Source organism: Pontibacter sp. YIM B11418 (genome assembly GCF_059278805.1).
In genome coordinates this window covers 62,438-75,359 of the sequence record NZ_JCAEMH010000009.1, presented here as the reverse complement: position 1 = coordinate 75,359, position 12,922 = coordinate 62,438, and the positions used below count along the sequence as shown (strand labels likewise).

13 protein-coding genes are annotated in these 12,922 nt (G+C 53.0%); 5 read left to right on the top strand and 8 right to left on the bottom strand.

Annotation, left to right across the window (positions count from 1 at the left end):
* Nucleotides 1-31: 31 nt before the first annotated feature.
* From AC4QZR_RS19105 to AC4QZR_RS19090, 4 genes are all read right to left on the bottom strand, one after another.
* A complete protein-coding gene (locus AC4QZR_RS19105; protein WP_494482342.1) occupies nt 32-2,203 on the bottom strand; it encodes a T9SS type A sorting domain-containing protein in 2,172 nt (723 codons plus the stop codon).
* A gap of 188 nt (nt 2,204-2,391) precedes the next feature.
* Nucleotides 2,392-3,471: a site-2 protease family protein gene (locus AC4QZR_RS19100; RefSeq protein ID WP_253401724.1), complete on the bottom strand. Its 1,080-nt coding sequence runs from the start codon at nt 3,469-3,471 to the stop codon at nt 2,392-2,394.
* Between the two features lie 88 nt (nt 3,472-3,559).
* Nucleotides 3,560-4,540, bottom strand: coding sequence for a TIGR03885 family FMN-dependent LLM class oxidoreductase (locus tag AC4QZR_RS19095; RefSeq protein WP_494482341.1), 981 nt, complete (start codon nt 4,538-4,540; stop codon nt 3,560-3,562).
* A 134-nt stretch (nt 4,541-4,674) separates the two neighbouring features.
* Nucleotides 4,675-5,586, bottom strand: a complete 912-nt coding sequence (locus AC4QZR_RS19090; RefSeq protein ID WP_494482340.1) for an alpha/beta fold hydrolase — start codon at nt 5,584-5,586, stop codon at nt 4,675-4,677.
* A gap of 135 nt (nt 5,587-5,721) precedes the next feature.
* Between AC4QZR_RS19090 and arfB the strand changes: the two genes are divergently transcribed.
* Nucleotides 5,722-6,138 carry an alternative ribosome rescue aminoacyl-tRNA hydrolase ArfB gene (arfB, locus tag AC4QZR_RS19085; protein WP_188500900.1) on the top strand — a complete coding sequence of 139 codons (417 nt, stop codon included), beginning with the start codon at nt 5,722-5,724 and terminating at the stop codon, nt 6,136-6,138.
* A gap of 323 nt (nt 6,139-6,461) precedes the next feature.
* Nucleotides 6,462-7,109, top strand: a complete 648-nt coding sequence (locus AC4QZR_RS19080; RefSeq protein ID WP_494482339.1) for a hypothetical protein — start codon at nt 6,462-6,464, stop codon at nt 7,107-7,109.
* A 176-nt stretch (nt 7,110-7,285) separates the two neighbouring features.
* Here AC4QZR_RS19080 and AC4QZR_RS19075 read toward each other — a convergent pair whose 3' ends face one another.
* The 3 genes from AC4QZR_RS19075 to AC4QZR_RS19065 are packed head-to-tail and all read right to left on the bottom strand — an operon-like array spanning nt 7,286 to nt 7,907.
* Nucleotides 7,286-7,450, bottom strand: coding sequence for a hypothetical protein (locus tag AC4QZR_RS19075; RefSeq protein WP_188500902.1), 165 nt, complete (start codon nt 7,448-7,450; stop codon nt 7,286-7,288).
* 52 nt (nt 7,451-7,502) lie between these two features.
* Nucleotides 7,503-7,679 carry a hypothetical protein gene (locus tag AC4QZR_RS19070; RefSeq protein ID WP_188500903.1) on the bottom strand — a complete coding sequence of 59 codons (177 nt, stop codon included), beginning with the start codon at nt 7,677-7,679 and terminating at the stop codon, nt 7,503-7,505.
* A gap of 51 nt (nt 7,680-7,730) precedes the next feature.
* Nucleotides 7,731-7,907 carry a hypothetical protein gene (locus AC4QZR_RS19065; RefSeq protein ID WP_188500904.1) on the bottom strand — a complete coding sequence of 59 codons (177 nt, stop codon included), beginning with the start codon at nt 7,905-7,907 and terminating at the stop codon, nt 7,731-7,733.
* Nucleotides 7,908-8,251: 344 nt separating this feature from the next.
* On the opposite strand from AC4QZR_RS19065, the gene AC4QZR_RS19060 reads away from it, so the two are divergent.
* A complete protein-coding gene (locus AC4QZR_RS19060; protein WP_188500905.1) occupies nt 8,252-9,097 on the top strand; it encodes a cyanophycinase in 846 nt (281 codons plus the stop codon).
* Here the strand turns inward: AC4QZR_RS19060 and AC4QZR_RS19055 are convergent.
* Nucleotides 9,094-10,002 carry an NAD(P)/FAD-dependent oxidoreductase gene (locus AC4QZR_RS19055; protein ID WP_494482338.1) on the bottom strand — a complete coding sequence of 303 codons (909 nt, stop codon included), beginning with the start codon at nt 10,000-10,002 and terminating at the stop codon, nt 9,094-9,096. The genes AC4QZR_RS19060 and AC4QZR_RS19055 overlap by 4 nt on opposite strands.
* A 232-nt stretch (nt 10,003-10,234) precedes the next feature.
* On the opposite strand from AC4QZR_RS19055, the gene AC4QZR_RS19050 reads away from it, so the two are divergent.
* Together AC4QZR_RS19050 and AC4QZR_RS19045 are read left to right on the top strand one after the other, a co-directional pair.
* Entirely contained in the window at nt 10,235-11,485 is a 1,251-nt protein-coding gene (locus AC4QZR_RS19050; RefSeq protein WP_494482337.1) for an OmpP1/FadL family transporter, read from the top strand.
* Nucleotides 11,486-11,503: 18 nt separating this feature from the next.
* Entirely contained in the window at nt 11,504-12,898 is a 1,395-nt protein-coding gene (locus tag AC4QZR_RS19045) for an SGNH/GDSL hydrolase family protein (RefSeq protein WP_188500908.1), read from the top strand.
* Nucleotides 12,899-12,922: the final 24 nt, after the last annotated feature.

Genomic DNA, 12,922 nt, shown 5'->3' with positions numbered 1-12,922 from the left:
AAAAGGGAGGCCGAAAGCCTCCCTTTTCTGTTTATTGTACTTTGACCACTTTCGTGACACCGCTGTTTGAGCCTTCGCTCCAGCGCAGCACATAAGTACCCGATGCCAGGTCAGCGACATTGATCTCGATAACGTCCGTTCCGTCGGTCACCGTGGCTGTCACGTCGCGCACAAGCCTGCCCTGCAAATCGTACAGCTGCATGCTCAGGTCAGATGAGCTGCGCACCAGGTATTCGATGCGTATGGTTTCGCCAGGGGTGCCATCGGTATTGGTGGTGAGGCCGATCGGATTTGGGTATACCTTGAATACACGCAGGTCGCTTGGGTTAAGTACCTGCACCCGTGCCGAAAAAGCCTCCGTGTTATCTGTGTATACCACGCGCAGGCGGTAATAGCTGCGACGAGGCAGCGGATCGCTGTCTGTAAAGGTATAGTCGCGGGCCTGACCGGAGGCAGGAACTTCGCCTACATCTTCCCACTGCTGACCATCCTGGCTGCGCTGTACCACAAAGCGGGCTATAGCTTGTTCCGTGCTGGTCGTCCAGATCACATTCACGGCGCCGGCACTCGAAAAGGAAGCGTCAAAGGTGAAGACCTCAGAAGCCAGGTTACAGTCGCCGTCCAGCTTTGGTGTCATAGGTGAGCGACCACCACAGGCCAGCGGGCCCAGGCTACGGCTCAGCACCAGGTTGGCCCCGGCTATGTCAGGCGGCGTCAGGTCACGGATCTGCTTTTGGCGGCCAATATTGTAGTGCATCAGGGTATTGGGCAGAATAACATGGCCAAGCTGGTGCGCGTGCCCCAACTCGTGCAGGATCACGGTTTCAAAATCGAACTGATTGGTGGTTGGGCCTCCCGGACCATACTGCCAGGTGATGTTGCTGTTTATCTCCATGTCGAACTCGGTGAGCCAGAAGACCGTGTCGCGGCGTGCTCCATCAATAGATACGCAGCCCCTGTACTTACTGATAGTGCGGGCCAGCACACTCTGGCCTGTCACGGATGAGGGCGCAAAGCGAATAACGCTGCGGCCGTCGTCGGCTGAGCTCTCCGATGTGGTGGTGGCTCCAACCACCCAGTTTACGTTCGTGGTGCACACCCAATTGTTCACGGCGCGTCTGAAGCCCTCCTGCGCAGCAGCTCTGCTCTGCAGACTGGGTGCGAACTGTATGGTATAGCCGCCTTTCTGGTTGGCATCAATCAGGGCAGGCTGAAATGGTGTGTTGCCACCCTCGGCTACTACGTTGGAGTAAGCGAATTCAATGATGAGCGTCCCGGCACTCGTGCCTGAAGTCCCGTCATCGGCTGTTACCTTTACGCGTCCTGTTCCGGCTGTGCCACCCGTTTCGGTATAGGAAGGTACCATTACTTTGATCTGGTTATTGCTCCAAGACACGTAGTCAGAAGCGTAGGGGCGTACCAGGGTAGTGCCGCCATCATCGGCGTTGGGGAACTCCACAAATCCTTTTCCGCGGGTGCTGCCGAAGCCTGTGCCGGTTATGGTGAGCACCGCTCCTGTGCCGGCGCTGGTGCGCGTAGGGCTAATGCCGATGACGGTCGGAGCCTGCGTAGCCTGGGTGCTCTCTTGCTTCAATTGGGCCTTTATACCTGACTCCAGCCTATCGTTCGCTATCACTGTTTTGTATTGCTGCCCCATGCGCGCCGTCACAGTTTGGTATACCTCCTGCACCGATTTGTATTGGTTAAACGGATCGGCCGCTGTGCCCCGCTCCACGTCGTAGCGCACAAAACCCTGCCGGCTGGCGTATGGTCTGGTGAAGACAGAAGCGGCGCTGGCTGCTATACCTGCAGGCGCGCCCCTGGTCAGGAAAAACAGGCCCTGCTGACCTCTTCTCAGCTGCAAAGCCGACGACACCGTGTGCATCGCCAGTCCTACCGTGCCACCATCCGTGATCACCTCCACCTGACGTTCCTTCAGCTCTCCCTTGAATACCTTGAAAAGCCGGACGGTATGCGCAGTGTAAATAAGCTCCTTTCGGGCATCCCAGAACGAGCGCTGGGTCACCACTTCGCCTTCAACAATTAGATCAGCTGCTTTGATGCGCTCCTCAAGCGAAACAGGCACCATATGTAGGTCTTCGGAGGCACGTGCTGCAAAGGAAATCACCGAAAGAAGGAGTGCCAACAACATGGCAGCGCTTCGCGACCCCAGGCGGTCAGGTGTTAGGAGTATGGTGGTCATAGACTGGTGCGGATTGTCAGTTTAGCTGTCGATAAAATTAGAATGTGGCATTGCAAAGCGGCCATAACGTACTATTACGGAAAAGGATGCGCCGTGGTATGCCCGGTTTACTGCCAAATATAATAAAATTGTGTGTCGGGTGAAGTAAGTCAGGTATAGCTTTCATCTGGGAGCAGCAGTTTTGAGCGCTAATGTGCTAGCGCTGACTTTATCAGGATAAACTCGTTGATGTTGTCGGAGTTGATCACACCTGCTAGCCGCCCGTTTTCGAGCACTGGGAAAAGGGGCGCTTTTGTCTTCTGTAGTTCGGTATAGGCCTCGGCCAGTTTGTCCTGCACGTTAAAAGCCTTTACCTCCTGCGTCATGATATCCGACACCGGGCTTTCGGTCTTCTCCTCCTTTACAGCCTGAATCAGTTGCATGCGCGTGAGCGTGCCCATTACCTCTCCATCCTGCTCCACCACAAAGTCGTGTTCCGATCCTTTGAGGAGTTTGCCGAGGGCATCACGAACCGTTTCGGAAGGTGCCAGTGTCACGAAGTTGGTCATCATACCTTCGCGCACCAGGTGGCCACGCAAGAATTCGATGTGCTGCACCACGATGTTCTCAGACCAGGCGCCAAAAAACACGAAGATGCCGATCAGGATCAGGAAAGGGTTGTAGAAAAAGCCGATGAACATAAAGAAAATGGCCAACATCTGGCCTAGGTTGGCCGCTATCTGGGTGGCCCGCACACGCCCCAATTTGAAGGCCAGGAGCGCCCGCAGCACACGCCCGCCATCCATCGGGAAGGCAGGTATAGCGTTGAAGACGACGAGCATCATGTTCACGAAAAACAACAGGTATAGAAAGTTAGCCGGCGTAATGCGGCTGAAAAACGATTCGTCCGGTAGCTCGCGCAAAGGAGGAAGAATGACCCAAAGCACGAAGGCGATTACTACATTCACAGCAGGGCCGGCGACGGCAATCATGAGCTCTTTTTTCGGATTTTCAGGTATGCGCTCCAGGCTAGCCACGCCGCCGATCGGCAATAGGGTAATCATCTTGGTGTTCACGCCATAGCGTTTCGCCATGAGGGCATGGCCCAGTTCGTGCAGCACCACGCACAGGAAAATGGTCAGCACAAAGGCAACCGACAGGAGGGTGGTAGCCAGGTCGGAGCCGCGCTGCATTTCCGAAAACACGATCCAGCCGATCAGGATCAGGAATGTCCAGTGCATCAGAATCTTGATGCCCGCTATTCTGCCAAGGTTAAGGGACCATTTCATAGGGCGTCTCTACAAGTCGTGTTATACCTGTAACGTGCTTATAAAGTATAGGTTAGCAGCCTGAGGGGCTTTGTTGTAGCGCTATACCTTAGCCCAAAAGCTGTGGTACCACCTTGTCACCAAACACCTCGATAAAGCGCTCCTGCTCCAGGTTGACGTTGTGCAGAATCAGCTGACTGAAGCCTAGGTCGAGGTCCTGCTGCAGCCACTCCACGTGCTGGTTCGGGTCGGAGGAGATGCGCACGTGCTCGCGCAGGTCTTCTTCGCGCACAAACATAGCCGCTTGTTCGAGTTGTTTGGCCGTGCGCAGGTCGGAGAGTACGGCACTCGGGAAGATGTTGGAACGCCACTGTTCATGGGCTCCCTGCAGCGCCTTTTTCTCGTCCTTGTCGTAAGACAGCTGCACTTTCAGGTACATTGGTTTGCCCTCGCCCCCGCCTCTGTGGAAAGCCTCTACCATTTTCTTGAGTTCCTTCGGTGGCTTCGAAACAGTGATCATGCCATCAGCCCAGCCGCCCACCCATTCGGCTGTTTCTTCGGTAATGGCGGCTCCTATGATCTTGGGCGCTACCTTGGCACGGGTCCAGAGTTTGGCTTCTTCCACCGTTACCAGGCCATGGTGCGTCACGGTTTCGCCGTTCCAGAGCGCCCGGATGATGTCGACACACTCTTTGAGGCGGTCGTTGCGGTCCTGTTTGACAGGCCAGTGCTCGCCTGTGATCTGTTCATTGATGTACTGTCCGCTGCCCATGGCGACCCAAAAGCGTTCCGGAAACATCTCGGCCAGTGTAGCAGCAGCCTGCGCGATGATGGCCGGGTGATAGCGCTGCCCAGGCGCGTTGACGATGCCGAAAGGCAACTTGGTGGCCTGCATAGCCGCCCCGAGCCAGGACCACGCAAAGCCGCTCTCGCCTTGGTCGAGGCTCCAGGGTGCGAAGTGGTCCGAAGACATGGCGGCGTTAAAACCCGCCTGCTCGGCCTCTTGCACAAACCGGAGGAGTTCGCTTGGTTTAAACTGTTCGTGCGAGGCGTGGTAGCCGATGCGGAGTGTGTTGTCTTGTTGCTTCATAGGTATAGCCGCTTGGTTTTAAGTAGTAAGGCATACGGCGACGCTTTGCACTTTGGTTTCGGAAGGAGCGGCAGGCACAAAAAAGGAGCTGACCTTCGGACAGGCCAGCTCCTTTTCCTGGTTAAGCAATGCGTTTACTTTACCTTCGCCAGGAAATTTTTTACATGCCGGTGAAAGAGCGCCGTTTGTTCCTGATAAGGGCAGTGGCCGGTGTCCATCGGGCGGTAGGTGGCATTCCTGAACTTGAACAGTTTGTAATGCTCAGGTCCTACCGACAGGTCGTTGTTGCCCGAGATAACGAGCACTGGCATTTTGAGCGAGGCACTTTTTATGGTGAAGTCCTGCGCATATTCAGGGAAGTCCCATACCTTGCTGCCGAAATCCCAGTTGATGGTGGTGTCCATCAAGGCGTTCATCTGGTCGAACATCTCCTTCTTGGGGTACATCATTTTGTACATCAACCCCTGTTGGTTAAGTTGCGAGGCCACGCCGTTGAGCGCTTCGCCAATGGAGCCGGCCGTTTTGCGGAATTCTGACTCCGGCTTGCCCAGCAGGCGTGCACCATTTTTGACATAACTCTCCAGCGCATCGTTCAGGTATAGCGTGGAGTTGACGAAGATGGCTGCGCTGACACGCTTCGGGTGCTGGTAGGCATACTCAGTGGCGATGGTGCCGCCAAAAGAGTGCGGCATGAGCATCCACCTGTCGTATCCCAGGTGCTGGCGCAGTTCCTCAAAGTCCTGCACCACGCGGGCCAGTGAGTAATCCTTGGTTTCGGAACTGGAAGAGCGACCGCAGCCGCGCTGGTCTACGTAGATCATGGTCATGTCCTGCTCCACCACGTCGCCGCCCAGGGCGTAGAAATACTTGGTCCAGGAGCCGGGCCCACCGTGGATGAAGAGGCAGGGCTTGCCTTCTCCGGCCATGCGCACATACAATTGCACGCCGTCGGAGGTGGTGAAGTAAAAGGATTTGTTGACGGCCTGCGAGAGTTGCGGAAGCGCAAAAAGTATGAGCAGCAGACAGGCAAAGCGTAACTTTTTCATAGAAAAGGTATAGGATTATCAAAAATTTCACAAAAGACGCATAAAAACATGAAAAGACGCGTACTGGCCTGAAATTATTAGTGAACAGGAATAAAAAGGCGGTTACAAGTTTGTTTCGGAAGGTATAGCAACGATATGGCAGATATAAGAGAACGTGATTTTGAGCGGGAGTTGAGTTTTCAGGCTTCGCGGAGCGGCGGGGCAGGTGGGCAGAACGTAAACAAAGTGGCCAGCAAGGTCGAGCTGCGTTTCCATGTGGCAGATTCGCAACTGCTGACAGACGAAGAGAAAGCGCTGGTGCAGGAAAAGCTGGGAAACCGCATCAACAGCGAAGGTTTCCTGCAGGTGGTTTGCCAGGCGGAGCGCAGCCAGCTGCAAAACAAGGAGCAGTGCATCGAGCGCTTTTACGAGCTGCTCCGGCAGGCGCTTACCCGCCAGAAAAAACGCAAAGCCACCAAACCCACCCGCGCCTCGGTGCGCAAACGCCTCGAAGGCAAGCGCCGCCAATCCGACAAAAAAGCCAGCCGCGGCGGTTTCAAAAGCGATTACTAAGGTATAGGAGGGGCAGTTGGGCTCCGCGTTTTGATTCGCAGACCGTTTAAATTCTCAAAAACGACTACTGGGTATAGAGTCGATTGCTCATTTCACAGGCTAGTCTTTCAGTAAATCTTTAGAGGCAGCTCTTCAGGTATAGCGCCTTTCTTTTAGCACAGGTATACCAAGCCGCTCTCACCATACGTTCCGATAAGACTGTCCGCTATACCTTGCTGCATCATCTCTCAAAAAAGATAGCGCTAAGGCTGGGCAGTTTGGTTCTTTTCTGCAGAATAGGTAAGATATTTGCAGCGGCAGGAGGCAGACTCCGAAGACAACACATGAAGAAGATTTTTATTACGATGCTATTGGTGGCGGGGGCGGCTACGGCCAGCCAGGCGCAGAAATACAGAACAGCGGCAGGAATACGCCTGGGTGGCGACCAGTTTGGGGCCACCCTGCAACAGCGGGTCGCGGAGAAAAGCACCCTCGAAGGTATAGCCCTGGTCGGCTCGCGGGAGTACAGCGGCACGGTGCTCTACCAGCGGCACTGGCCCATGCTGGGCAAGCGCTTCAACTACTACCTGGGCGGCGGCGGGCACATCGGCAACCTCAAAGACCAGGGCGTGTTTACGGGTTTGGATGCGATTGTGGGGGTGGAGTATAAAGTTAACGGACTGCCTTTTCTGCTCTCCGCTGACGTGAAGCCGGCGCTGCACTTCAACCACGAGGACTGGGTGAACCTGGCCACGGGCATCTCGATACGCTACGTAATTGTGCCGGAGAAGAAAGAGAAGAAGAGCATCTGGCCTTTTGGCAAGCAAGAAGTTGAGGAAGAAAAATCGGGCTGGCCGTTTGGCAAAAAGAAAGAACCGGAGCCACCGAAGAAGAAGGTATGGCCATTCGGCAAAGAGGAGGAGCCCGTTCCGGAGCCAGAGCCTGAGAAGCGCATCGACCTCAACAAGATATTCAAGAAAAAAGAAAACTAGCAGCAATCGCCCGGCCCCATGCAGGCCGGGCGATTGTTGTTATAAGGGCAGTGTCTTTGTGGTCGCTCAGCTTAGCAGTGAGCGTGATATTGGTAGGTAGATAGAACCTGGAGAAGTGTTGGGCCGGGGTATAGGTCATGTTACAGCTAGCATTTGGCCCTTGGTAAGGCGGCTTGCTACAGCATGGCCACAGGCTGGGATGCAGGGTTTTGGGTGCTGTACAGCAAGGTAACGCGCTCCTGCTGCAGGTGCTCCGCCAACAACACACGCTCGTCAATGGTTTTTTTCAAGGCAAAGCCAAACGAGGCTACCAACGCTAATAAAAGAATGATGATTTTCATGGTTTTATTTGGTACTAATGGCGGGGTTAAAGAATCGGTAAAATCAGGTATGCTACTTCATCAGGGAGTCACGCGAGATGGTAATGACTACTTCAGGGAGAAGGTTGGGGTAGCGCTCCAGCTCTCTCATTTCCTGGCGGTGCTTGATCTCTTTTACATCGCTAGCGGTTTTCTTGCCTGCAGTGCCAAGAGCTGCTGTTAGTCCGAACAATAGAATCAGGATTTTCATAGTGATTTAGTTTTAGGATGATGTGTAAAAGGGTTGTACGTGCTCAGGGTGTCAGGCCTTTGGTGCTACGATCAGCACTTCTGGCAACAGGTTAGGGTAGCTGCGGAGTTCTCTTTGCTCCAGGTGCAGTTTGTGCTTGGCGGCGGCTACTTTAATGTCGTCTGCTGTCTTTTTGCAGGTGGCTCCGAAGCCAAGTACCAGGGCGATCAATAAGATGATGATTTTCATAATTGTAAGGATTTAAAAGTTTTTGAGTTTTAGGTTCTAAGTACTTAATAGATAGTAGAGTAGGGTAAAAGGTTGCTTGGTGCTTCTAAAATTTTTTTTATTTATGATGAGCATATTACATTTTATGTGCCAGTGATTCAAGTTGCTGTAAATCAGTAGATTGTGAATTTAAACCGCTGTTCCGTCTACCAAAGTCGTCCAATAGCGTACAGGTGTTTGTTCGAAAATGAACATAGCAAAAGCGGATTTACGCGCTGTTTTAAATCTTTTCGGATACTTAATTGTAAAGTATACAGCCGCTTACTGTATGGTGAGCGCAACTTTCTACCTAATCTGTAATACCCATGTACAAAGGAACCTTAATAGCGCTCGGAGGAGGGTATGATGATGATCTTATCAAGCTGATCAGGTCTGAGATATGCCCGGTGCATGCCAATATAGAAGTGATCGCCACGGCGGCTACCGAGCCGCAGGAATCCGGCTTGGCTTACAAGGAGGCTTTTGAAGAACTGGGCTGCAACAAAGTGCAGTTCATGCTGATCGATGAAAACCATGCGGCGGACCAGGCTGAGTACATTAGCCGCATTCAGCAGGCCGATGTGATTTTCTTTACGGGAGGCGATCAGGTTCGCCTGACTGAGTTCCTGAACGGCACGCAGCTTCTGGAGATCATGCGCCGCCGCTACCACGAGGAACCCATCATCATTGCGGGCACCAGTGCAGGCGCCGCCATCATGTCAGATCGTATGATCTACGACGGCTACGGCCACTACTCGCTTATCAAAGGGGAGATGAAAACCACCATCGGCTTTGGGTTTGTCAGCCATCTGTACATCGACACGCACTTTGTGGAGCGCGGCCGCTTCGGGCGACTGGCCCACGCCGTGGCGCACGACCCGGCCTACGTCGGTGTTGGTCTGAGCGAAGAAACCGGCATCATCATTAAAGAGGGAAATAAAATAGAGGTGTTCGGGACAGGAGTCGTGACGATCATCGATGCCAGCAAGATCCGGTTCACCAACACCAGGCAGGTGTCCGAGAACCAGCCCATTGCCGTGGAGCACCTGATCATGCACATGCTCGTGGAGGGCTACCGTTACTGCCTGGAGGAGCACCTGTTCCAGCCAGTGGAGCAGCATCTGCCCAGCCCCGCTCAGGAGGCCAGCGATGCTACTGCCAGCTTGGTCTAAGGATTCTCCCTGTCTTCCTGCTGCAACTCCATGTTGATGGCCACCCCGGCCTTGGCACCTTCTGCTGCCGCCACAATCACGAGCTGCATGTCGCGGGCTGCATCACCAGCCACATAGAGACCCGGTATGTTGGCCTGCTGCAGGCGCCGCGTCTTGATCACGCCCTTACCGGTAAACTCACATCCCAGCTGCTCGCCGATATCTGACTGTTGCCTGGTTTCTCCTGAGAAGAAAAGTGCCTCCTGCGGTCTTAATTCCCCGTTTCGCAAAACGATATGCTGCAGCATGCCATCCTCTCCCTCCACACGGGCGATGGCATCGGTGCATACCTTCACCCCGTTCAGATCTAGCAGCTCCATGTCCTTGTTGTTAAGCTTCCGGGTGCCGTCCGTATAGAGGGTCACGTCGTCGCTCCAGTTTTTCATGGCCAGGGCCTGTCCTATACCTGAACGATCCTTGCCGTACACGGCAATGGCTTTGTCGCGACTCTCCCAGCCGTCGCAGTAAGGGCAGTGGTGCACGCTTTTGCCATAGAGCTCTTCTATACCTTCCACCTCCGGCAGCGTGTCCTTCAGGCCTGTCGCCAGAAGCAGCTTGCGGGAGTGGTATACGTGCCCTTCGTTGGACTCTACCACATAGGTGCCTTTGCTGTATGTGGCGTCGGTCACTGGGTGGTCTATTACCTGGATGCTGTATTTTTTAAGTTCCTCACGTCCTTTTCGGATAAAATCGCCAGGGTTCACGCCGTCGCTCGACAGGAAGCCGTTCATGCTCCTGGACCAACGGTTGCGGGGTTCGCCACTGTCAAATAAAAGTACCTTGCGTCGGGACCTGCCCAGTATCATGGCGGCGTTAAGCCCCGCAGGGCCGCCTCCGATGATGATCACGTCATATATTTCCTTCATGGGTTTATTCTGTTGAGAGTATGTAAACGTAGATTGCCTGCGGGAGGTGGGGCGGCTGAGGGAAAAATGCCATGATAGCCCTTTAAAGGCACAGTATGGGGTATGGGCGGGCGTTTTTCGACTAAAGTCAGATATTATTTGAAAAAAGGAGCGGCAAGCGCTTTTTAAGTATGAATGTTTTATATATTTGTTTAACCTTATTAACACCCTTCATTTAAACAAGTCGCATTTTATGAAAAGCAAAATCTTAGCCTTATTAGGTAGCGCCCTGATTTCGGGTACAGCTATGGCCGGAGGATACCAGGTGAACCTGGCTGGCCAGCGCCAGATCGGTATGGGCCATACGGGTACGGGTCTAGTGACAGGCACGTCCAGCATTTTCTTCAACCCGGGTGCCATGAGCCATTTAGGCTACAGTGGCGTGACGATAGGCGGTAGTGCGCTTGTCTCCAAAATTGCCCATTCTGCTCCTGAGTCCGGAGGAGTTACGGCTCGTACGGATAACCCACTGGGAACTCCTTTCCAGGTGTATGGCGTGTATAACATAAACGAGAAATTCTCTGCCGGCCTGGGGGTGTATACCCCGTTTGGCAGCACCGTGGAGTGGGGCAACGAGTGGAGCGGCCGTTATGGGCTGAACCAGCTGAAACTGCAGGCCATTTATATACAGCCTACCGTTAGCTACGCCATTACCGACAAGCTGGGTATAGGTATAGGTCTTTCTTATGTAGTCGGAAGCGTAAACCTGCAGCGTTCACTGCCTGTGCAAAACCAGGACGGCACTGAAGGCAGTATCGAACTGGATGGCGGCGCTGAATCGGCATTTGGCTTTAACGCAGGTATCTTCTTCCAGGCAACAGAGAAACTCTCTATCGGTGTGAACTACCGCTCCAGAGTAGACCTGAAAGTAGAAGGCGGCGATGTGATGTTCAGCAACATTCCGGCTGCTGCCAGTGCTACCTTCCCAGAAGGCACGACCTTCAATGCGGAACTGCCAATGCCTTCCACCCTTTCGGTAGGTATAGGTTTTAAGCCAAACGAGCGCCTGACGCTGGCTGCTGACGTGAGCCATGTAGGCTGGGACGCTTACGAGAAACTGCGCTTTGACTTTAGCCAGCCTGTTGGACGTCCGGCTCCTGAGGGACTTGTGTCTGAGAGCGCCAGAAACTACGACAACGCTTTCATCTACCGCATTGGTGGTGAGTACATGGCAACAGACGCCCTCGCCCTCCGTGCCGGCGCCTACCTCGACAAAACGCCTGTGCAGGACGGCTACCTGACGCCAGAGACGCCGGATTCAGACTCACGCGGTCTTTCTGCAGGTATAGGCTACTCCGTTTCTGAGAACTTCAGCATCGACGCTTCTTTCCTGTACATTAACAAAAAAGAGAGAACGGATGCAGCTAACCTGTCAAACGGTGTTCCGGGTACTTTTAAATCTGTCGCCTATATCCCTGGTATCGGCCTGAACTTCAAATTCTAATTTTCTTTAGCAAAGTATATGAAAAAGTTTTTCTATAAATCGAGTGTACTGGCCCTGATGGCCGGTATGTTCCTGACAAGCTGCGATCCGGAGATTGATGCCCCTGCGGCTAGCTCGGGCGAGGCAGATTTTAGTACTTATGTGGCGCTAGGAAACTCCCTGACAGCAGGTTTTGCCGACGGGGCGCTTTACCGTGAAGGACAGCAGGCGTCTTACCCAGCTATCCTTGCCAAGCAATTCGAGCAAGTAGGAGGTAATTCTGATTTCAGACAGCCTTTAATGCCGGAAGGTGTGAGTGCTGGAAGTCCTAGATCAAATCCATCAAACCCTAGCATTGTGGAGGTGCCACAAAAAAGGGTGTTGCGTATACAGCCTGATTGCAGAGGAGACGTTGGTTTGGCGCCAGTTGAAGCGGGAAATGCGGCTGCGCTTACTCCGGCTTTTTTAGGTCAGTTAGCACCAACCGTTCAGGGGCCCTATAACAACTTAGGTGTACCAGGTGCAAAGTCATTCCACTTATTAGCGCCTGGATACGGCAATCCAGCAGGGTTAATGACGCAGCCAGCAACAGCTAACCCATTCTTCGCCCGCTTTGCATCATCTCCTAACACAAGCGTGGTAGCTGATGCGATGGCTCAGAATCCAACCTTTTTCACTTTGTGGATTGGCAATAATGACGTGCTTGGGTATGCACTTGCTGGCGGTACTCCATCACCAACTAGCTCTGACTATCCAACAAACAAGGATATGTTTACGGCTTACATAGCCGGTATAGTAAATCAGCTTACCAGCAAAGGTGCCAAAGGTGCTTTAGGGAATATTCCTGATGTGACAAAAATTCCTTTCTTTACAACTATTCCTTATAACGCGCTTGTTTTATCAGCAGAGCAGGCAGCGCAACTTACTGCTGGATATGCAGCAAAAGGTCTTGGCCATCTTACTTTCCAAGCTGGTGCAAATGCCTTGGTAGTACTCGAGGATGGCATTCCACGTAAGGCAACACCTAATGAGTTGATTCTGCTGCCTGCGTCAGACTTTATTAAATGTCAAGGTGGTGGCTCTAGCACTCCGCTTCCTGATCAGTTGGTGCTGTCTGAGGCTGAGCTGGCAATTATCAAAGACCATACGAACAGCTACAATGCGTCAATCAAAGCAGTTGCAGATGCTAAAGGCCTAGCACACGGCGACTTCAACGCATATCTATCTAGACTGTCTACTGGCTTCGCTCAGAATGGTGTAGCTTATAACTCAGCTTTCGTGACAGGTAATATTTTCAGCCTCGATGGTATTCACTTCACTCCTAGAGGAGCCGCGCTCGTAGCCAATGAGTTCATTAATGTGATTAATACAAAATACGGTGCTAGAATTCCTAAAGTAGACGAGACACAGTATAAGACTGTAGCACTACCTTAATTTCCTGAGGTTTCCGTGCACTCA